A 21,230-nucleotide genomic window follows, 5' to 3' on the forward strand; every position below is an offset into this window, starting at 1 on the left:
ATATTTTTACTCCTGAAGAGGTGAAACAAATTGCTATTTCAGTTTTGGAAATTTTGGTATATTTGCAAAATTTTCAACCGCCAATAATTCATCGGGATATTAAACCAGAGAATATTTTAGTGGATGAAAATTTGCAGGTTTATTTGGTAGATTTTGGTTTAGCAAGATTGCGAGGTGGGGAGTTATCTTTGAGTAGTATTGCAGCAGGAACTCCAGGATTTATGCCTCCGGAGGAAATGTTTAATCGACCTTTGAGTAATGCTTCTGATTTATATAGTTTGGGGGCGACTTTAATATGTTTATTGACAGGAACTAAGAGTGTGGAAGTTGATAGGTTATTGGATGAAGATTATCGGTTTAAGTTTCAATATCTGGTTCCTAATTTACATTTAAGTTTTGCGAAGTGGCTGACAAAAATGGTGGAACTTCATCCGAAAAGGCGTTATGAAAATGCTGTTTTGGCTTTGCGGGAATTAAAGGGAGTTCCTGTTTTCGGAGATGGGGAAGTTTTTTCTTTTGAGAAGAATGAAGTTAAGATTGATCAAAAATTTGTTGATAGGGAAATTCCTGTTGTTGGAGGTGAGGAAATATTTGCTTTTCCGGAAGATGAGGTTAGGGTTAATAAAAATTTTGTTGGTTTTGTAGAGAATGGGGCAATATTTGCTAGTCCTAGAGGAGAAATTAAAAAGAATAAAAACATTACTGCTACTTTCGGAACTTTAGTCGCTATTTGCACTATTTTTACTATAGGATTACTTATTATTTCTCCCAAGAAAGTTGTAGAAAAAAAAGAAATTACAGTAAATAGTACTTCATCAATAACAAATAAAAATAATGATTCAGTAGATCGAACTCTCGAAAATAATCTAGGTCTCAAAGTGTCCGAAATGTCGAAGTCTGATGAAGTGCTTTGGTATGTAGGTTCATGTCCATACTTTTTTTCTCCAAACGATGATTATGCTAATTATCCATGCAAAGAAGATGTGCCTTTAAATATAAAGCAACTTCAGATTAAAGAAGAATGTATAAACTGTGATTTGATAGGTGCAAATCTAGAAAATACCAATCTTGAAAATGCTAATTTGCAGGGAGCATTCTTAGTAAATGCTAACCTAAAAGATACTAATCTCAAAAATGCAAATTTAAAACTGACTAACCTCCGAGGTACTTCAATTAATGAGAAAACTATATTAAATCCTAAATGGCGTTTAGTTTGGAAAATTGTTAATGGAAAATCTGAGGGATTGAATCTGAAAAATGCTGATTTATCTGATGCTTTTCTACTGGGAAATTTAGAAAATCTTGACTTAGAAGGAGCTAACCTAGAAAACACTAATCTTACAGATAGCACATTAGTTGGTGCAAACTTAAAAAATGCTAATCTCAAGGGTGCTAAACTAGGTAGAAGTCAGTACGTCTATTTAGATCATTCTCTAAGCAATCCCGAAGACAAGTTTCCTCATTTACAGCAGGTTAATTTAGAAAATGCCAATTTAGAAACTGCCGAGTTAATATTTTCTAGACTACAAGATGCTAACTTGCAGGGAGCTAATCTCAGGAAAGCTAAGTTACCAGGTTCTTACTTAGAAAATACAAATTTTAAGGAAGCAAATTTAGAAAATACCTGGTTAGAACTTGCATACCTAAAAAATGCCAACCTAGAAAATGCTAATCTTAAAAATGCTAATCTCAAAAATGCCAACCTTACTGGAGCAAATATTAAAGGTGCTGACTTTACAGGAGCAAATTTAGAAGGTGCAACTATGCCGGATGGCAGTATATATAATGGCAAAATAGATAAATAAACAGGTTTGAGATTTTCTCCTCGGATTAGTTCTACTCTCTCGTCTTCTTTCAGGATGCAACTGAAAATCCTTTGATGGGAGATTTTTTTCAGCTAGCTCTAGGAAATGAAAATATCTCTGGCATTGCTCCTAGGGGAGATTCCTGAAAATTCTTTGAGGTGGAAAATTTTTTTAGTACCTTCAGAAAATGAAAAGATTGGTAATTTTTCACTGCCGAGAAAGGGAAGGAAAGATTCTGGGAAAACCAGCATATCTCTCTGGGTGCTTCACAAGATGAAAACTTTTCTGCCATTGCTTATAGGAAAATTCTGGAAAATCCTTCGACACGCCGAATTTTTCCGAAGCTTGAGACAATAAAAATCTTGGTAATTTTTCACTGCCGAGAAAGGGAAGGTAAAGATTCTGGGAAAATCAGCACATCTCTCTGGGTACTTCACAAGATGAAAAGATCTGTGCCATTGCTCCTGGGAAAAATTTCTGAACATCCTCTGGCGCGCCGAATTTTCTCAGCGCCTCAGAGAATGACAATATTGGTAATTTTTCACGCTAGGAGAAATGGATGGAAATATTTTAGGAAACACAAACCTATCTTTGGAGTGCTTCAGAAAATGAAAATTTCTCTGCGATTGTTTCTGGAAAAAATTTCTGAACATCCTTCGGTGCGCCGAATTTTTCGGTAGCTCTCAGAGAATGACAATGTTGATAATTTTTCACGCTAGGAGGAATGGATGGAAATATTTTGAGAAAAACCAGCCTATCTTTAGGGTGCTTCGCAAGATAAAAATTTCTCTGCCATTGCTTCTGGGAAAATTCTGGAAAATCCTTCGACATGCCGAATTTTTCCGAAGCTTGAGAGAATGACAATGTTGGTAATTTTTCGTTGGGGAGAGTAAGGATGGAAATATTTTGAGAAAAACCAACCTATCTTTATGAGTGCTTCACAGAATGAAAATATTTCTGCCATTGCTCCTAGAAAAAATTTCTGAAAATCCTTCGACGCACCGAATTTTCTTAGGCGCCTCAGAGAAGGAAAAAGTTAGTAATTTTTCTTTGGGGAGGAATAGATGGAAAGATTTGATAGTGGGAAAAAATTTAGCAGTTATCTATAATTTTTGAGAAGTCAGAAAATTAGTTAATTTTTAGGAACGTGAGGAGCGATCACCACAAAAAGATATTTTATTACTCTCGAGAAGAACCAGATAATCCCAAGCCTAACGCTACAATCACTTACTACTGCCACTGCCAAACAAAATTTCCACGACCAACAAATTAATTGATAACTGATAACTAAAATGACCAATCCTGAAAATACCATCCGCATCCGAGGCGCCAGACAACATAACCTCAAAAACATCGACCTAGAACTCCCACGCGATCGCCTCATAGTCTTCACAGGAGTTTCTGGCTCCGGCAAATCCTCCCTTGCCTTCGACACAATATTTGCCGAAGGGCAACGTCGCTACGTCGAATCCCTCAGCGCTTATGCCCGACAATTTCTCGGACAACTCGACAAACCAGACGTAGACTCCATCGAAGGATTAAGCCCCGCCATATCCATCGACCAAAAATCCACATCCCATAATCCCCGCTCGACGGTCGGCACCGTCACAGAAATTTACGACTATCTAAGATTACTATTTGGTAGAGCCGGAGAACCCCATTGCCCAATTTGCCACCATAATATTGCTCCTCAAACCATTGATGAAATGTGCGACAGAATTATGGCTCTTCCAGACCGCACGAAATTTCATATCCTAGCTCCCGTGGTTCGAGGCAAAAAGGGGACTCATCAGAAACTTTTATCTAGTTTAGCTGCTCAAGGATTTGTTCGTTTGAGGGTTGATGGAGAGGTCGTAGAAATTGCTGAAAACATCAAATTAGATAAAAATCGTACACATACTATAGAAATTGTTATTGACAGACTGATTAAAAAGCCAGGTATAGAAGAACGTTTAGCAGATTCTCTAAATACTTGTCTACGTCAATCTACTGGAATTGCTTTAATCAACGTATTAAATGACACATCGGCAAAGATAGGGGCAGTGCCTACAAAAAATAAGTATAACCTAACTCCGGCAAAAATAGCAACTTCAGCTAATTCTAAATCTGACAATAATTCAGCTAATTCCAGTCAGGAACTAGAAGCAGAAATGGAAAATTCTCAGACTCAAATAGTATTTTCGGAAAATTTTGCCTGTCCGGAACATGGAGCAGTGATGGAAGAATTGTCACCCCGACTCTTTTCTTTCAACTCCCCCTACGGTGCCTGTCCGACCTGTCACGGCTTGGGTAGTCTCAAACAATTTTCCCCAGAATTAATAGTACCCGACCCCAATGCACCCTTATATTCAGCGATCGCTCCTTGGTCGAATAAGGAAAATCCCTATTATTTTTCTCTGCTGTATAGTTTGGCTGAAGCTTATGACTTTGAGATAGAAACTCCCTGGAATAAATTGAGCAAGAAAGAACAAAAGTTGGTGCTTGAAGGTAGCGACGAACCTATCTGGATGGAAACCAAAGATGGAGAAGGAGATTATCGTTACTACCCTGGAGTTATCCCCACTTTGACAAAACAATATCAGGAAACAGGTTCAGATTTAATCAAACAAAAATTAGAACAATACTTAGTCAATCAAACCTGCGAAACTTGCCAAGGAAAAAGACTAAAACCAGAAGCACTTGCCGTAGAAGTCGGGCAATATAAAATTACCGACTTTACAGAAGTTTCCATTCGAGAATGTCTAGAAAAAATCAATAACTTAAAACTAAGCGATCGCCAGGCAAAAATAGCAGAATTAGTATTGAGAGAAATTCGAGCCAGACTAAATTTTCTTTTGGATGTTGGCTTAGATTATCTAACATTAGACCGAGCAACAATGACACTTTCTGGAGGAGAAGCGCAAAGAATTAGATTAGCAACACAAATTGGTTCTGGTTTAACAGGAGTTCTCTACGTTTTAGACGAACCAAGTATTGGTTTACATCAGAGAGATAACAATCGCCTCTTGCAAACTTTAACCAAACTTCGCGACTTAGGAAATACATTAATAGTTGTAGAACATGACGAAGAAACTATTAGAACTGCCGACCATATTATTGATATAGGTTCCGGAGCAGGAGTACATGGCGGGCGAATAATTTCTCAGGGAAATTTCCAGAAATTATTAGCAACAAAAGAATCACTAACAGGTGCTTACTTATCCGGCAAAAAAATTATTGCCACCCCATCAGAAAGAAGAACAGGAAACGGCAAATCTCTACTACTAAAAAATTGTCATCGAAACAATCTCAAAAATATAGATATAGAAATTCCTTTAGGAAAACTTGTCTGTATTACTGGCGTTTCCGGTTCAGGAAAATCTACCTTAATGAACGAATTACTTTATCCAGCTTTGCAAAATAATCTCAGTCGTAACGTTCCCTTTCCCAAAGACTTAGAAAAAATCAAAGGATTAAAAGCAATAGACAAAGTAATCGTAATCGACCAATCACCTATAGGCAGAACACCCCGTTCAAATCCAGCAACTTATACAGGAGTATTTGATGTAATTAGAGGAATATTTGCCGAAACCATAGAAGCAAAAGCCAGAGGTTATAAACCAGGGCAATTTTCTTTTAATGTCAAAGGCGGTAGATGTGAAGCTTGTAGCGGACAAGGTGTAAATGTAATAGAAATGAACTTTCTGCCAGATGTTTATGTGCAATGCGAAGTTTGTAAAGGTGCAAGATATAGTAGAGAAACTTTGCAGGTAAAATATAAAGATCGGTCAATTGCTGATGTTTTAAATATGACTGTAGAGGAAAGTTTAGAAGTATTTAAAAATATTCCCAGAGCAGCCAATAGATTACAAACTTTAGTAGATGTAGGCTTAGGTTATATCAAATTAGGTCAATCCGCACCGACACTTTCTGGCGGAGAAGCACAAAGAGTAAAATTAGCTTCCGAGTTATCTAAACGAGCAACGGGAAAAACTATTTATTTAATAGATGAACCAACAACAGGTTTATCATTTTATGACGTTCATCAGTTATTAAATGTTTTGCAAAGATTAGTAGATAAAGGAAATTCCATTCTAGTAATTGAGCATAATTTAGATGTAATTCGTTGTGCCGACTGGGTAATAGATTTAGGTCCGGAAGGAGGAGACAAAGGAGGAGAAATTATTGTTTGTGGAACACCGGAAGAAGTAGCAGAGAACTTTGAGTCTTATACTGGGAAATATTTGCGGGAAGTATTGGAAAAGTATTCACTGAAAGTTGACGAAAATTGAGATTTATTGAAGTATGGGTTTTTTCAGTCAGTAATTTTCACATTTCTGTCTAGAGGCAAGTAGATATTTTCTGAAGTGGAGGAAGCACCTCTTGCCTTCCTTCAACTTTTTGCCAGTTTTCCTTCACAGGTGAAAATTTCACTTCTATATATAGATAGTCGAAAATTTGTCAGAGACTTTTCCAGGATATCTGGTTTGGCTAGAGAGAAGTACATATTTTCTGAGGTGGAGGAAGCACCTCTTGCCTCCCTTCAACTTTTTGCCAGTTTTCCTCACAGGTGAAAATTTCACTTCTATATATAGATAGTCGAAAATTTGTCAGAGACTTTTCTCAAATATCTGCTTTTAGCTAGAGGCAAGTAGATATTTTCTGAAGTGGAGCGATCGCCTCTTGTCTCCCTTCGACATTTTTGCTAGTTGTCCTCAGTGGAAAACCACAAACATTTTCATTCTCTTAAGTCAAAAAAAATCGCGCGTCAAAGGATTTTCGGTTGCATCTCCACAAAAATTGTGATATGATCAAGGCTACCTAGACTTATTCGTATATACGCATGACTTTTTATTCAACTAAATTCTTGGCCTTTATATAGTTACCTGAGCAAATTGCTTTCTAGTTTCTCCCACTGACTCCATCTCTAAAAATATTAAATTTATTCCAAAGAAAACAAATTTTTATAGGAAAGCCAATACTAATATATTTCAACTTTCCTTGCTATCAATATCTAGATAAATTCTTCTAATTACCAACTAATTAATTTCCTTTTCAATCTAGATTTTTAGCAGGTAGCAAAAATGCTGTTATTAAAGCAACAGTACCTCCCAATAAACCCCAACCCAACCAAACATTAAAATTCCTACCTCTGCTTTTTGCCACAAAAGCAGCAGCAGTACCAATAATACAATGTAAAATCATTAATATCCAGAATAATTGCCAGTTAATTTCATTCATCATTTTCTTTCAAGTATCAGTTATTTGAGAATAAGGACCTAAAAATTTTTCACCATCAAAATGAATTATATGGTCTGGTGTATCAGCAATCCAAACTTCTGTTTCCCAAGCAATATCAGCAGCAAACTTGCGAAAAGTATGATGGTCTAGAAAAGCTGTGACAAAAATTATGTCAGCCTTACATTTTTCTGTGAGTTTTTTCAGTTCTAATAAACGTACATTAGAAATTACACCTGAAATATGAACAGCTTCTATCAAATAAAGCCAATTTTTCTGCTCTGAATCAGCTACTATGTCCGGTAATTCACCATCAGATAAATCAAAAAAATTTAGTTCTCTAAGTTTAGTTTTTTCTAAATGTAAAAACTTCTTAGCCGTATCGCCGAGATATAAGACTTCTGCACCATAACCATATCTAGGTAAAAAACTTTCAATAATTGCTTTCTGTAATTCATTATGTTTGCCAGGGCTAAAATTCAAGACTTTACCAGAAGGAAAGTTGACAGGAATTAAACTTATTTCTCGTTGACTAGAAAGTTGTTCTTCTAGGGTGACTTGGTTAGATAAAAAAATCTCTACTTCTTCTTTCCAGTTATCTGAACCAAAATTTTTAATTAAGTTAGCAAAATTAGGATTTAAAGCAAAAGACCTTGTACCATCATTTCTAGCAGAATTTGGATTAGCAGCACTGGGAATAATAATTCCTGTAAGAACAATTAATTTTAAATCTTTCCGGCGAATATCATCATAAGAACTTTCAGATATTTGTTCATCAAAATAATTATTCCAGTACCTAATAATTTCTCTAGTTCTTAAAGCATGAGAATTATCAATTTTTTCCCATTCATTATTTTTTTTAACATTAGCTACAGCTAAAAAAGCCATTGCCATTCTTTCCAATCGTCTTTGAGTCATTCCTTCAATAGGTACACCCAGTTTAGAAATAATATACAAGGCTTCATTAATTAACTTTTGCAGTTGTTTAGGTTTATCTGACTTAGTAATATATTTGGGAATTTCAGGCATTTTTATCTCTTAAAAAGGTAAAGATAATTGTACAGGGATAATTTTTTGTGAAATTTCCTTTGATGAGAATCTTTTCCCAGATTATAAATAACTCCTAATATTCCCTGCTAAATGAAAAGTAAATAAAGGAGGAACTGCATTTCCAATCTGATTAAAACAACTGGTTTTCTTTCCTACAAATTCAAACAAGTCCGGAAAACTTTGTAATCTTGCCGCCTCCCTTAATAATAAACGTCTTCTTCTCCCATCCGGCAATTTTATTCGGTGCATATCGCCTGTAGGAGCTGAAATATTTCGACAAGTTAAAGTTCTAGCAGGTTTGTCTAAATACAAGTCACGGGGTTGTTTACAACTAGAAGCTTTTTCATATTTTTCCACATATTTATCCATGCTTGAAGTGAGAAATTTTGACTCCGGAGGCGCATGGAATGCCATTTGTCCTAATGCTTCTCTAACAGTTACTTTTTGCTCTAAAACTTGAGGAAATTTAAAGTTACCTTTATGCCCAACAACTATAACTCGTTGACGATTTTGAGGCACACCAAAATCAACAGCATTCAACAATTTCACCTCAATAATATAACCCAAAGATTGAGGCGCCTGAGTAATTTCATCCAAATACCATTTATTCCGATAAAGCCAGCCTCGTATATTTTCAAATAAACAAATTTCAGGTTTTAATCTTGCCACTACATTAATAAAAATAGGAAAACCATCTCGCGAATCTTGTAAACCTTTTTGCTTTCCACCAACACTAAAAAGTTGACAAGGAAGACTGCCCATTATTACCTTTCCAGGAGTTCAATAATTAAGAATTAAGAATTTAGAATTTAGAATTACCTCTCCTTGAAAAAAAGAGGATTAACGAACAGAAAAATTTTTATTTATTATCCCCTTAAAAGGGGAGGCTTTAAAGCACAATATTTCGGTAATTCTGTTTCTGAAGTCAGAGTAATTTGAGTACAATTACCTTTTAAATTTTTATTATAAGTTGCACAACAATCAACATCTATTTGAAAACCATGAGTGGCAAAACCTTGTGCTTCAAAACCTAGAGATAAACCACCACATCCGGCAAATAAATCGATAACTAAATGATCGGCAAAAATAGCTGGTTCAAGTAAATTATTGATTTTGTCTATATAGTTCATGTATGGAATTTACATTTTATTAAAGAAAAGGCAATATAGAAAAGGAACATTGAAACAGTTAACAGTTATCAAGTATAGTAGTGGGGAATTAAAACCAACCACAATCTGCACACTACCAATTTTAAAAATATAGTGAAGGTTTAGAAATTTGAGAAAATTTGGAGTTGAAATAGTTAAAAGTTAACTTACAATTGATAATTTGATAGGTTTAATATATTTTTTGATTTTGCTAAAATTCTACTATATATTATCATATTTTATATTATTTGTTTAGCAAAATACTCACAAATTATGTAGCTAATATCTACAGAAAAACATCAGAATCTTTATAAAAAATAACTAAATAACTTTATAGCGTTTCTCAATATTTGTGAGATACAATTATTTTTCTTATTTTCTGTTTATTATTCCCAGTATAAAGTTTTCCAGAAAAACTATAATTTTATACCTAATACCAAATTCATGCTATAGATAGTTACACTAAAATCCTTTACCAAACTATCAAGATATTTTCGCTACTCCTAACACATACTAGCTACTACCTAGCAAGATTGTATAAAATTGGTATGACTACTGATTAAAATGATTATATTCTAGATTGTTATATTTTTATGTCCAACAACTTCTTTGATAGCTAGACTAATAAATAACTGAAAATTTGAGATTTCTTTAAACAACGTAAAATGTGCCTCCTTAAAATCTCAAATTTGTGCTTAGACAAGATTTGCAAAATTTAGGAAAAAAGGCTATATACTTAGAAGTTCATTCAGCCTTAAACAATAAATAATTACGATGTCAGAAAATCACCAAGAGATTTGCCCAGTGTGTCAAGTCAAAATTGTGGGTGGAGATAAGGTATTATTTTATTCTGGACCACCTGCGACTAGAGCCAAGCTATGGGCTCGTGTCTGCCAATATGTCCAGAAAGATGGTTGTATAAATCAAGAACCAGATGCAGTTGGAAATGTGAAACCCGAAGATTACTATAACCCTGATATTTCCTAGTATCATTTTATATTTACTTCTAGCTACTTTGGTTCTTGGGAAATATGTCAAACGAGCAGAATTGATAATTTTAACATATCCATAGCAGGGAGCAAGTATATTATTGACAAAGCCCTTAGTTTTTTAGAGGTTTCAGCAAGCTTTGACTTTTTGTTTTTTACTTCTGAGTTTCATATAAAGATGTGAAAAAGTAGTAGTATTTTGGATTTTTGTTGTATAAGTTTGGTTATGATATGAAATGGGTTCAGAAAATGGATACTCAATATTGTTCTTAGTATGATACCGTATATGATTTGTTAAATAGTGCTGATTTAATCATACAGTGAAATTAAATAATGAATCAGACTGTAGCGTTTATTGTGGGATGTATTTTAACAGGGGTCTTAATTGTCCTCTTACTTATGGGTTGGATTGTTTTTGGCAAGTCATCTCCTGATGATCAGATAAAATTGTCAATACCATCCCCTTCACCTTCTGTAACATTTTCTTCTCCTCCCAAGGTTTATCCTTCTCCTCTAGTAACTGCCTTACCTCAGCCACTACCATTACCACCCCCACCTATTTCAGTTCCTTCTGCTCCTGACTTTAAGGATTATAAGTTGGAACAACAAATTAGAAATCAATCTGAACAACAACGTTCAGCTTACGACCAACTGAACACTCAACTACAACAGCAATTACTTGATACACGACAATTGAAAACTCAGTTAGAACAACAGTGGGGAGAAATACAACAACTCAGACTCCAACAAGAGCAATTAAGACTGGAAAATGACCGACTATTGGTTCAAGTCCAACAACAAGAACGTTTGATTTCTGGCTTAAGTCTACAGCAAGGTATAGATAGTTATAATAGAAGAGCGTCAAGTAGTTCTGCAAGTTATTTAGAAAAAGGTTTAGCATGGTTTATTGCAGGAATAATTCTGGCTATTTTAGTTTTAGGTGGTGGAATTATTTTAATTGGGATGATTATTTTATTTGCCCAGCCTCAACGACGAGCTTCTTACAGTAGTAAGACTACTACCCAAAATATTAATGTTCCTTGGGAGTACACTATTTATGATCAGGAGCCAACTAAATTTTTACCTCCTTATATTGACAGGAATAAACGGACGAAATAATTCAATGAATTTATGATTAATTAAATAATAATAAATTAGAGAATATCATAGATATATAAATATATAGGTTTATATAATATCTACTGGATAGAATATTTTATATAAGACATCCTTGCTTACTCTTCAACATTTTATCCTTTTCTAGCATAATTAATTCTAATAGCTGTTTAAAACAATTTTTATGGGTAAGAAAATAACTATAAAAATTATGTTAAATTCACTTAAGTATTAAATAATTTTTGGTATACACAATCCTAAGCATTAATGTATTAGCCTTCAGCTTTTCCTTAGTAATCATTCTATACCAAGTAATTAATGAAAGATTAGCTAATATGCTGTTAAAGTAACTTTTAATTTTCAGTCAATCTTTCCACTCTGATTATTACTTCAAAAAGAATAAGTTAATATCCTATTCCTTTGAGCATAGCAAGTTAAAATTATAGTGATTATTAGGGAGGTATTAATGTCAATCAAAGAGAATCTTTTTCCCAGCAATTTTATCACAACAAATAGTATTAATCTTCATTATGTTACTCAAGGCTCAGGCCCATTAATGTTAATGTTACATGGATTCCCTGAATTTTGGTATTCTTGGAGACATCAAATACCTGAATTTGCTCAAGATTATAAAGTAGTTGCCCTAGATTTGAGAGGGTACAATGAAAGCGATAAACCTGAAGAAAAATCTGCTTATGTTATGGCAGAATTTATCAAAGATATAGAAGGAGTAATTACAGGATTAGGTTATGAAAATTGTGTTTTAGTAGGGCATGATTGGGGAGGGGCAATAGCTTGGTGTTTTGCTTATGAAAATCCAGAAATGGTCGAAAAATTAATTGTAATGAATATTCCTCATCCGGCAAAATTTATGGAAGGGTTAGGTACTCCAGAGCAACTTTTAAGAAGTTGGTATATATTTTTCTTTCAATTGCCTTTTTTACCTGAATTGATGTTTGAATTTGATGATTATCAGGCTATTGCTTCAGCATTTAAAAATATGGTGATTAATCAATCTGCCTTTACTGAAGCTGACTTAGAAGCATATAAAGATGCTGCAGCTAAACGAGGTGCTTTAACTTCAATGATTAATTATTATCGTAATATTTTTCCTGGTTTTTTTAATCAGCAAGAGTGGGGAATGCTACGAGTTTATACTTTAATGATTTGGGGAAAAAATGATACGGCTTTAGGAACAGAATTAACTTATGGTACGGAAGAATATGTGGAAAATTTTCAACTTCGTTATATTCCTAACTGTAGCCATTGGGTACAACAAGAACAGCCTGAATTAGTGAATCAATATATGCGAGAATTTTTGAGTAATAATGATGAATCAATTGAATAAAATTTTCCGAAGTTGGTTGATAGTAATAATTTTAATTCTGATAATAAACTTTTTTTTTATATTTAAGAATACTTTGGCTCAACCCATTAGTAATAGTGAGCGGACTCAAAAAGTTTTGGAGTCTATTGAATTAGATACAGATTTAATTTTATCAGGTGCTAATCCCCACAAACGCCAAGATTTCAAAGCAGAAAAATATGCTCAGATGTCTCAATCATCATTTACTTTTTATAGAGCGACAAACTCTTTATTTTGGCAAGATTTTACTAATGATAGTAGGCTTGGTAAATTTGGTAATCCTAAAACAAAAACTTGGATTTTAGGTGATTGTCACGTTGATAATTTTGGCGCTTATAATAACGATAAAGGAGAAATTATTTTTGATATCAATGACTTTGATGAATCAATAATTGCTGATTATCAATATGATTTATGGCGTTTAGCAACAAGTATGATTTTAGTCGCTGAAGATAATTATATTATATCTAAATCTGACCAGAAAGAAATAATTGATACTTTGAGTCAAAGCTATCTAGATACCCTAGAATATTATGTAGATAATAATGATGAGACCCAGATATATTTTACTGAAAAAAATACCAGTGGAGAGGTGAAAAAGACTATAGAAAAAGCTGCTGAAAAAACACGACTAGGAATGCTATATGACTGGACTAAAGTTGTAGAAGGTAAACGATTATTTGACTTTGATAATGAAGATTTAGCCATAGCATCTGATGCTAAAAAAGCTATTGAATCAGAAATGTTAGCTTATGGTAAAACTCTTTCTAAAAATCTAAGTTATGACCCAGAATATTTTAAAGTTAAAGATGTTGCTCAAAGATTAAATGCTGGATTAGGGTCATTAGGAACGCCACGTTATTACTTGTTAATAGAAGGAGAAACTAATAATTTAGATGATGACCATATTCTCGATATTAAACGTCAGTATCAACCTCCTGCTTATGAATTATTTAGCTTATACGATCGCCTAAATTATGACAGTATATTTGACAATACTGCCAAACGTCATGCCGAAGCTTATACAGCTTTAATCAAAGACGCTGATGATTTTTTAGGATGGATGGAACTTGTGGATAATAATCCTGCTGATGGATATTTTTCTGGTTATTATTCTGTCCGAGAAATATCTCCTTATAAAAAGTCTCTTAAAACTAAGAAATTAAAAAATAAAGATAGTTTTATAGAAGTTGCCTATCAATTGGGAAAGATTCTGGCTACTAATCACGCTAGAGCAGATAAAGATTTTGATAAAAAATTAGTTACTTATTCTTTAGAAAAACAGGTGACAAAAATGACGGATGGTAAGCATAAAGAATTTCGAGAATTAATTTTTGAAGTAGCCTTTAAATATGCAGAGCAAGTCAAAATTGATTATCGTAGTTTTGTAAATAGTAAATAGGTATTCGGGAAAAGGAAGAAGGAAGAAGGAAGAAGGGGTAATATCAAATCTGGTAGCATTGTTATAATTATGGTTTGCTGAAAAAGTCTTTTAGTAGGAGTAGGAGTCAGGAATCAGGAGTCAGGAGAAACAGCTAATTTAGAGGAGGTAGTGGGAGGAATTATCCCTTGATTTTTCTGTAATATTGAGCAAAAAATGCTAAATTTTTGAACCTTTTTGACCTAAAAGTTCGTACTTTTTCCAGACCTAAAAAGGAGCAAAGCTTTATTTGTAAAGCCTTTGATGTTTAATCAGCAAGCCCTAATTTAGATAGTTAATCTAGGAGTCATATCAAATCCGCTTGATTGGGAATAAAAAAATCTCCAATGTTCATAACTACTAAATCTTTATAATTCTCTCTCCTCCTGACTCCTAACTCCTGACTTGACCAATCTATAACTATTTAACTGGATTTGATATCAGGAGAGAAGAGGACTTAGAAAGATTTGCTCTTGGCGCTCAGATGAAAAATTTTTCATACCAAATTAAGCGAATTTGATATAAATTCTAAATTCTAAATTCTCAATACTATCCAGCAACAACAGTCTGATCGCGCCCCTGCTCCTTAGCATGATAAAGTGCAGCATCCGCAGTTTGAATTACCTGTTCAGATGTTCTCCCATGCTGAGGATAAGAAGCTACACCAAAAGAAGCAGTAATAGAATCTAAAGTAGTCTCTCGATAACGTAAACGTAACTGTTTAATTGCCAAACGAATATCTTCAGCCCGTTTTTGAGTTTCCTTCACAGATGCACCAGGCAAAATCAACGTTAACTCTTCCCCACCATAACGACAGGCAACATCAGACTTCCGCACAGCATTAATTAGAGTTTTTCCCACTTCCTCAAGTACCAAATCTCCCGCATCATGGCCAAAATTATCATTAAATCCTTTGAAGTGATCAATATCAATCATAATAACTCCCACCGAATGTTCATTTCTTTTTGCCCGGTGAATTTCTTGCTCCAGAAACTCTTCCAAATAGCGACGATTATACAAACCTGTCAGAGGATCACGAATACTTTGATTTTTCAGAGTTTCTCTTAATTCTAAATTAGCCAGTGCCAATGCTAAATGCTGTGCTACAGTGCAACCTAATTGTTGCTTGGCTTCACTCAAAGCTTCTGGTTTCATCGCAGTTAACTGTATTAACCCTATGGTATCTCCATTTGCAATCATGGGAATACATAAAGATTTAGCAGGAGGAGTAGTAGCATTTATATGTTGACATAATAAACTGGAGCTATCTGCTTCCACCAAATGAATTCGCCCTCGCCGTAACGCCCAACATTCAGATGGTTGAAAGATTGGCAAATTAGGAACACATTCACCCCAATTTGCTACCATTGCCAATAAATTTTCCCCATTTATCATCCTAAATATACTCCCACAACAACCAGGAAATAGAGGTTTAAGTAAATCACCTAACATTTTTTCCGCTTCCTGTGCAGAAGCACAAACCTGTAAAAATTCATTCATTTTCCCCAACAATACCATCTCTTGATTGCGCAATTCCAGTTCATTCACCCATAACTCTAACTGTTCCTGATTTTGCTTGTTCTCAGTAATATCAAGACAACAACCAATATAACCTGTGAATTCACCATTAGCGGTAAACCGAGGAACTCCCTGATTCAATACCCATCGATATTCCCCATTAGATCGGCACAGACGATATTCTATGCGAAAGTTTTGACGACTATGAAAGGCATTCCTATAAGTCTTCAAATAGTTATCTAAATCTTCTGGATGCACCCCCTTTAACCAACCATCACCTAATTCTTCTGCCAAAGTACGTCCGGTAAATTTTAACCACACCTGGTTAAAGTAATTGTACTTGCCATCAATTCCCGAAACCCAAATCAGTACAGGAGCGCCATCTGCCATCAATCTAAATCTTTCCTCACCCTCTCGCACAGCTAATTCAGCTCGTTTGCGATTTGTGATATCTTGAACTGTACCAAATAATTTGATAACTTCACCTTCTTCATTTAATACTGGTTGCCCTTGGGCAAAAATATCTCGTGTTTTACCACTTCTAGAGATGATTCTTGCTTCCAAACTGTAGGGTTTGCCTAATTTAATTGCTTGTCGTAGAAGTTTTTCTTGATATTTAGCATCTTCGGGATAATACCATTGTAACATTTTCTGATAAGTAAATCCTGGCTCAGGTGGTAAACTAAAGATGCGGAAAAGTTCATCTGAACAAGTAAGTTTTTCTGTGAGGGGATCATATTGCCAACTACCAAGATGAGCAAGTGTTTCTGCATGGTTAAACAGATGCTGATTTTCTTGGAGTGTTTGTTCAGTTTGCTTGCGCTCATTAATATCTTGAATCATTCCCATATAACATTTTGCTTTACCTGCAAGATTCCGAATTATGGAGACACTAATATTAATCCATACAGTAAGGTTATCTTTGCAAATATAACGTTGATCGACTGAAAAAGATTCAATTTTACCTGCCCAAAGTTGTTCAACCTGTTCTGTATAGGTAGGAAAATCTTCTGGATGGATGATATCTGCAAGTTTTTTCTGCAGTAATTCCTCTTGTGAATATTTAACTAACTCGACAAATTTTTGGTTAAATAGCAGCAACTCTCCTGTTGCAGTTGCTTGAATAATACCTACTTCTGCTTGAGAAAAAATACTCCGAAACCGCTCTTCACTGTCTCGCAAGAAAATTTCCATTTGTTTGTAGTCACTAATGTCTCGGTTACTGACTCGTCTACCTAACCAACGCCCATCTTGAGTATAAATAGACTGACAACAATGACCTATCCATTTTGTTTTACCCCCACGAGTAATGATCCGAAAATCCATTGAGTATGTTGTATCTGTCTCAAAACTGTCTGCAAAATATTGTTTCACAATTTGCGAGTCTTTAGGGTGAACTATGGTTTTGAACAAGTTAGGATTTTCTAGAAATTCCTCTGGAGTGTATCCGGTAATGCGTTCACAGGATGGGGAAACGTAGATAAATTTACGTTCTGGGTTTAGCCAATATTCCCAATCATAAGTAAAATTAGCAATAGTGCGGAATCTTTCTTCGCTTTTTTTCAGTGCTGCTTCAACTTCTTTGCGTTCAGTTATATCACTAGCAACAGCATAAATTGTGGCTAGTTCAGTAAATGGTGTAGCATTCCACATTAACCAACGATAGCTACCATCTTTACACCGATAGCGATTTTCAAAATGAATTGCACTACTACCTTGGGAAATTTGCTCTAATTCTGCTTGGGTAGATTCGCGATCTTCTGGATGAACAAAATTCAATAAAGGTTGAGATAATAATTCTTCTTGAGTATAACCCAGGGTTTTTTCCCAAGCTGGATTTAATTTGACAAAGTAACCCTCAAAATTAGCAATACAGAGCATATCAATAGAAACAGAGAAAAAGCGATCGCGTTCATTTTCTGCTTTTACCCTTTCTGTAATATCTTTTTGCACTCCCACATAGTGGGTTAATTTTCCCTGCTCATCTCGAATTGGATCAATTGTTAGTTCATGCCAAAAAACAGTATTATCTTTGCGATAATTTTTCAGAGTAATATCACAATAGGTTCCTGTTTGTAAACATTCTAAAGCAGATTTTTGATTTGTTTCACCTGACAGGAAACCGGGATTTAGTCCCATCGCTTCTTCTGCTTGGTAACCTGTAATTTTCTCAAAACTTGGATTAACATAAATAATTGGATTATTAGGCTGAGTAGCATCTGTAATAATAATGCCATTGCTACTGGAAAAAAGAGCTTTTTCTAATAATTTTAATCTAATTTCTTGCTCTTGCTTTGCAGTAATATCACGAGTCACTACGGTAAAGCTATGAATTTTTGGGAATTGATCGTCAAGAGCTGTAATAATAGTCGAACACCAAATTTTCCTACCATCTTGTCTAATAATTAATTCTTTCCCTTCATATCGTCCAGTTTGAATTGCTATTTCTAATACTTGCTGAACTTTACCTTGTTTAATATCTGCCTCACAGAAAAAGTAAGAAAAATTCTCACCCAGAATCTCTGTTTCTTGATATCCAGTAATTTTTTCTGCTCCTGGATTACAACTAATAATATCACCTTTACTATTTAGCATAAAAATGCCGTAATCTCTCACTCCATCTATTAGATAATGTAATTCTTCTTCGTGATTTATCAATCCATTTTCAGATCTTGCTAACTTGGAGTTATGATTACTTTGTTTGACGTCTAGCTTTTTTTTAACCGCCTTTAATTTTGTCTCTAAACGTCTTTTTTCTTCCTGTTCTGCTGCTAATTTTTGGAAAAATAAATCTTGCCGAATTGCCAGAGATAAATAAGTTGATAATTGTTTCAATAATTCAATTTCATCAGACTGCCAATTTCTAGGAGACGAACAATTTTGAGCAATCAATAATCCCCATAAATCGGGTGGAGAATAATTCTGTTTTTTGCCAGTTTCCAGAAGTTGATTATTTTCTAGTAGTATTGGCACAACTAAATTAGCTTTAACTTGCAAATTTGCCAGAAATTTTGCATGACAAGGAGTTAATCCAGCAGTTTCTAAATCTGTAAAAATTTGTATTCTACCTTGTTGATAATCTGCAACCAAGTTTGCCTGAAAATATGGATATAAAACTGTTCTTCCTAAAATAGACCACTCTGGTTCAACTACTGACTCCGCCACAACTTCTCCACCAAAGTCAGAGTTGAATTTATAAATAATTACCCGCTCATTATTCAGTAACTGACGCAGTTCTGCAATCGTAGTATTAAATATTTTCTCTAAATTCTGATATTGACTAATTTGTAATGCTAAAGTTTTGAATAAATGTTCTTTTTGATCTATATATTTATATTCAATTGTTTTTATAGATAACTGCATTATTTTTCCCTGCTGTAATTTTTGCACTTCCGGCTTAAGTGGTTTTATAAGATCTTGTTTTTTTGATATATTCACTTGATTATCCATAATTGTACCTATTTAATTATTTTAATATTTCCCGATTAAATTTATTAAAATATTTCTATTTTGAGGGTTGATTTGATTTTGGATATCTCAAAAATATCAAGGCAAGAAAAAATCCTTTGAATGCTAAGTATATTCCCTGATAAATCATACTGAATCACTACTTTTTTTTAATATATTTATAATTGTTAAATCACAATTTAGCCTTTATATTCGGTATTTTAGATGGTAAATAGTAATTTAAAATTGAGTTTAGTATTACTACAGGATAAATTGCTTTATTTTCTATCTTGAATTATACCACAATAACAATAATTTTATGGTGTTACTATTTTAGGAATACCATTTCTCTGTAATAATACGCTTAATAATTCTTACCCAGACCTGAAATTTACTGATAGTTGTTATCTTTTATTAAGCGCAAATTCATAGAGAAATGGTATAAGCATATCAGAACTGTTTATTAACTAGACATATTATCTATAGCAATCCTATTTAAGTTGTAATATTTTGGTGGTAGGGGGCGTTTCATGTTTCGGAGCAAAACGGCCGTTTGATCGTACAGGAGCCAGGTAACAGAGCCGTCGGATTGGCGACGTACATGATTTTAAAGATTTTCCATTAAAATTAACTGTTATAAAAATTTCATAACCAATATTGGATTGCTATATTGCCTATTTCCTATTCCCTACTAAACTAATAGACATTTAAAATTTGTATTAGCAAGTCATAAGTCATAAGTCATAAGAATTTTCCTTTAAATGAGGCACACAATAATAAGTTGTTTAAATCACAACAGCTTACCTATCATAACTTTTTACAACTACCAACTTTAATAAATCTAATTGTGAGGAGAGAGCAAAATATTTCGGGAATTAATTAATCTAGAATATAAGGTATTTTTCTCACCTTGCCTGTAGTTCTATAATCAATTATTTTTTCTCACTAAACAAGCCAGTAAGTAGGTAGGTGAAAAAATTTACAAGTATGTCATTGCGACTGCAGCGGAGCGGAAAGAAGCAATCTCAAGGGTTTCAACTGCTTTAACATTTGGTTACATAGTGACGTTTATTCGCGCATACCTACTTAAGTCTGAGGTTGCTTTCAACAAAAAGTTAGGTTTAAAGTTATAAGTAGTCATGCTTTCTAGGAATTTCCTAATTAAGTCATGCAAGAGGTAACAGGGAGTCAGTGGGATGTGAATTAATTTTGCTTATCCACTTACAGAAGAACATAGAAAAGAGTAGAAGAATTATGAATAATATCAAATCCGGTAGTATTGGTTTAATTAGATAAAGAGTTTGAGAAATGTGGGGAGATAGGGAAATAAACGAGCATATTTTGTAATAGCACTCAGATGGAATATTTTTTTATACCGAACCAGAGCGGATTTGATATAATATATTTTTACTTCATGTTCATAATCTTAAAAAACATTACTCAACCTTGCTTATTATTTTATAACTAAACTGTTGAAAAAGTTTAGACTTAATTTGGGGGATTACCATATATCATTTTTTCTTTTTTATCCCTTATACCATTTTGAAAAAAGAATGCTACGAAAAGGTAGCTCTCGATCAGATGTGCTGAAAAATAGCTGCTCCAATTCATTTTAGATAGTTATATCTATACGTTTTTCCTTTTTTTTTGAATGTTTATCCCTTCTTGCTTCTTCCTTCTTCCTTATTTCTACCATTGGTAGCAAACATTTATCAAACTGGTATTATACCATTTTGAAAAAAGAATGTTAAGAATAATAACCACTACTAAAATACTTGATTGGAAATGTATATTTAACAAAAAAGATAATTTACAAAATCAAAAACGGTATCAAGCCTATTCATTCTGACTGCTGACTTCTAAGAGGTTGTTTGTAAAGACTTATGAAGTGTTTTTACCGCCCGCAAATTGGGTATTTTAGCCTATAAAGTCTAGCATAAATAACCAAGTTGTTACAGTTCAAAGGGCTATTATTCTACATCACAAAACTTTACAAACAGTCTCTAAGAAATATCCCAGTTATTTGTAGTAAACATTTATCAATTGGGAATTACAGAGAATATTATACTTACCCAATTATTAATTATTAATAATTAATCATTAAATAATTCTGGTTTAAAGCCTCCCCTTGGATAGGGGAAAAAGCGGTTGAGG

The 21,230-nt window shown here is 34.0% G+C and carries 12 protein-coding genes; 6 read left to right on the forward strand and 6 right to left on the reverse strand.

Features of this window, described 5'->3' with window-relative positions:
- Positions 1-2 precede the first annotated feature (2 nt).
- Positions 3-1,805, forward strand: a complete 1,803-nt coding sequence (locus ACP6PL_RS14385) for a pentapeptide repeat-containing protein (protein WP_426545959.1) — start codon at positions 3-5, stop codon at positions 1,803-1,805.
- 585 nt (positions 1,806-2,390) lie between these two features.
- Here the strand turns inward: ACP6PL_RS14385 and ACP6PL_RS14390 are convergent.
- Complete coding sequence (locus ACP6PL_RS14390; protein ID WP_426545948.1) at positions 2,391-2,636, reverse strand: hypothetical protein; 246 nt, start codon at positions 2,634-2,636, stop codon at positions 2,391-2,393.
- A 461-nt stretch (positions 2,637-3,097) separates the two neighbouring features.
- Between ACP6PL_RS14390 and uvrA the strand changes: the two genes are divergently transcribed.
- Entirely contained in the window at positions 3,098-6,076 is a 2,979-nt protein-coding gene (gene uvrA / locus ACP6PL_RS14395; protein WP_426545949.1) for an excinuclease ABC subunit UvrA, read from the forward strand.
- 763 nt (positions 6,077-6,839) lie between these two features.
- Here the strand turns inward: uvrA and ACP6PL_RS14400 are convergent.
- The 4 genes from ACP6PL_RS14400 to ACP6PL_RS14415 all read right to left on the reverse strand — a co-directional run bounded on the left by ACP6PL_RS14400 (position 6,840) and on the right by ACP6PL_RS14415 (position 9,202).
- On the reverse strand, positions 6,840-7,028 hold the full coding sequence (locus tag ACP6PL_RS14400; protein ID WP_426545950.1) for a hypothetical protein: 189 nt from the start codon (positions 7,026-7,028) through the stop codon (positions 6,840-6,842).
- Positions 7,029-7,034: 6 nt separating this feature from the next.
- Complete coding sequence (locus ACP6PL_RS14405) at positions 7,035-8,051, reverse strand: BsuBI/PstI family type II restriction endonuclease (protein WP_426545951.1); 1,017 nt, start codon at positions 8,049-8,051, stop codon at positions 7,035-7,037.
- 81 nt (positions 8,052-8,132) lie between these two features.
- Positions 8,133-8,834 (reverse strand): DNA cytosine methyltransferase, encoded by a 702-nt coding sequence (locus tag ACP6PL_RS14410; RefSeq protein ID WP_426545952.1) that lies wholly within the window; start codon positions 8,832-8,834, stop codon positions 8,133-8,135.
- 104 nt (positions 8,835-8,938) lie between these two features.
- Entirely contained in the window at positions 8,939-9,202 is a 264-nt protein-coding gene (locus tag ACP6PL_RS14415; protein ID WP_426545953.1) for a DNA cytosine methyltransferase, read from the reverse strand.
- 792 nt (positions 9,203-9,994) lie between these two features.
- Between ACP6PL_RS14415 and nblD the strand changes: the two genes are divergently transcribed.
- The 4 genes from nblD to ACP6PL_RS14435 all read left to right on the forward strand — a co-directional run bounded on the left by nblD (position 9,995) and on the right by ACP6PL_RS14435 (position 14,093).
- Entirely contained in the window at positions 9,995-10,207 is a 213-nt protein-coding gene (nblD, locus tag ACP6PL_RS14420) for an NblD family protein (protein ID WP_426545954.1), read from the forward strand.
- 335 nt (positions 10,208-10,542) lie between these two features.
- The gene (locus tag ACP6PL_RS14425) at positions 10,543-11,328 is read left to right on the forward strand and encodes a hypothetical protein (RefSeq protein ID WP_426545955.1); all 786 of its coding nucleotides are present in this window, start codon (positions 10,543-10,545) and stop codon (positions 11,326-11,328) included.
- A gap of 463 nt (positions 11,329-11,791) precedes the next feature.
- Positions 11,792-12,673: an alpha/beta fold hydrolase gene (locus tag ACP6PL_RS14430; protein WP_426545956.1), complete on the forward strand. Its 882-nt coding sequence runs from the start codon at positions 11,792-11,794 to the stop codon at positions 12,671-12,673.
- Positions 12,674-12,746: 73 nt separating this feature from the next.
- Entirely contained in the window at positions 12,747-14,093 is a 1,347-nt protein-coding gene (locus ACP6PL_RS14435) for a DUF2252 domain-containing protein (protein WP_426545957.1), read from the forward strand.
- Positions 14,094-14,660: 567 nt separating this feature from the next.
- On the opposite strand, the gene ACP6PL_RS14440 is transcribed toward ACP6PL_RS14435, so the two are convergent.
- Positions 14,661-19,079 carry a PAS domain S-box protein gene (locus tag ACP6PL_RS14440; protein ID WP_426545958.1) on the reverse strand — a complete coding sequence of 1,473 codons (4,419 nt, stop codon included), beginning with the start codon at positions 19,077-19,079 and terminating at the stop codon, positions 14,661-14,663.
- Positions 19,080-21,230: the final 2,151 nt, after the last annotated feature.

The organism is Dapis purpurea BLCC-M126 (assembly GCF_050015975.1).
In the GTDB taxonomy this organism is placed as follows: Bacteria; Cyanobacteriota; Cyanobacteriia; order Cyanobacteriales; family Microcoleaceae; genus Trichodesmium.

Coding starts and splice junctions, on each gene's coding strand:
- ACP6PL_RS14390 (WP_426545948.1), bottom strand. CDS start 2,636: ATGTCGAAGGATTTTCCAGAATTTTCCCAGAAGCAATGGCAGAGAAAT.
- uvrA (WP_426545949.1), top strand. CDS start 3,098: ATGACCAATCCTGAAAATACCATCCGCATCCGAGGCGCCAGACAACAT.
- ACP6PL_RS14400 (WP_426545950.1), bottom strand. CDS start 7,028: ATGATGAATGAAATTAACTGGCAATTATTCTGGATATTAATGATTTTA.
- ACP6PL_RS14405 (WP_426545951.1), bottom strand. CDS start 8,051: ATGCCTGAAATTCCCAAATATATTACTAAGTCAGATAAACCTAAACAA.
- ACP6PL_RS14410 (WP_426545952.1), bottom strand. CDS start 8,834: ATGGGCAGTCTTCCTTGTCAACTTTTTAGTGTTGGTGGAAAGCAAAAA.
- ACP6PL_RS14415 (WP_426545953.1), bottom strand. CDS start 9,202: ATGAACTATATAGACAAAATCAATAATTTACTTGAACCAGCTATTTTT.
- nblD (WP_426545954.1), top strand. CDS start 9,995: ATGTCAGAAAATCACCAAGAGATTTGCCCAGTGTGTCAAGTCAAAATT.
- ACP6PL_RS14425 (WP_426545955.1), top strand. CDS start 10,543: ATGAATCAGACTGTAGCGTTTATTGTGGGATGTATTTTAACAGGGGTC.
- ACP6PL_RS14430 (WP_426545956.1), top strand. CDS start 11,792: ATGTCAATCAAAGAGAATCTTTTTCCCAGCAATTTTATCACAACAAAT.
- ACP6PL_RS14440 (WP_426545958.1), bottom strand. CDS start 19,079: ATGGATAATCAAGTGAATATATCAAAAAAACAAGATCTTATAAAACCA.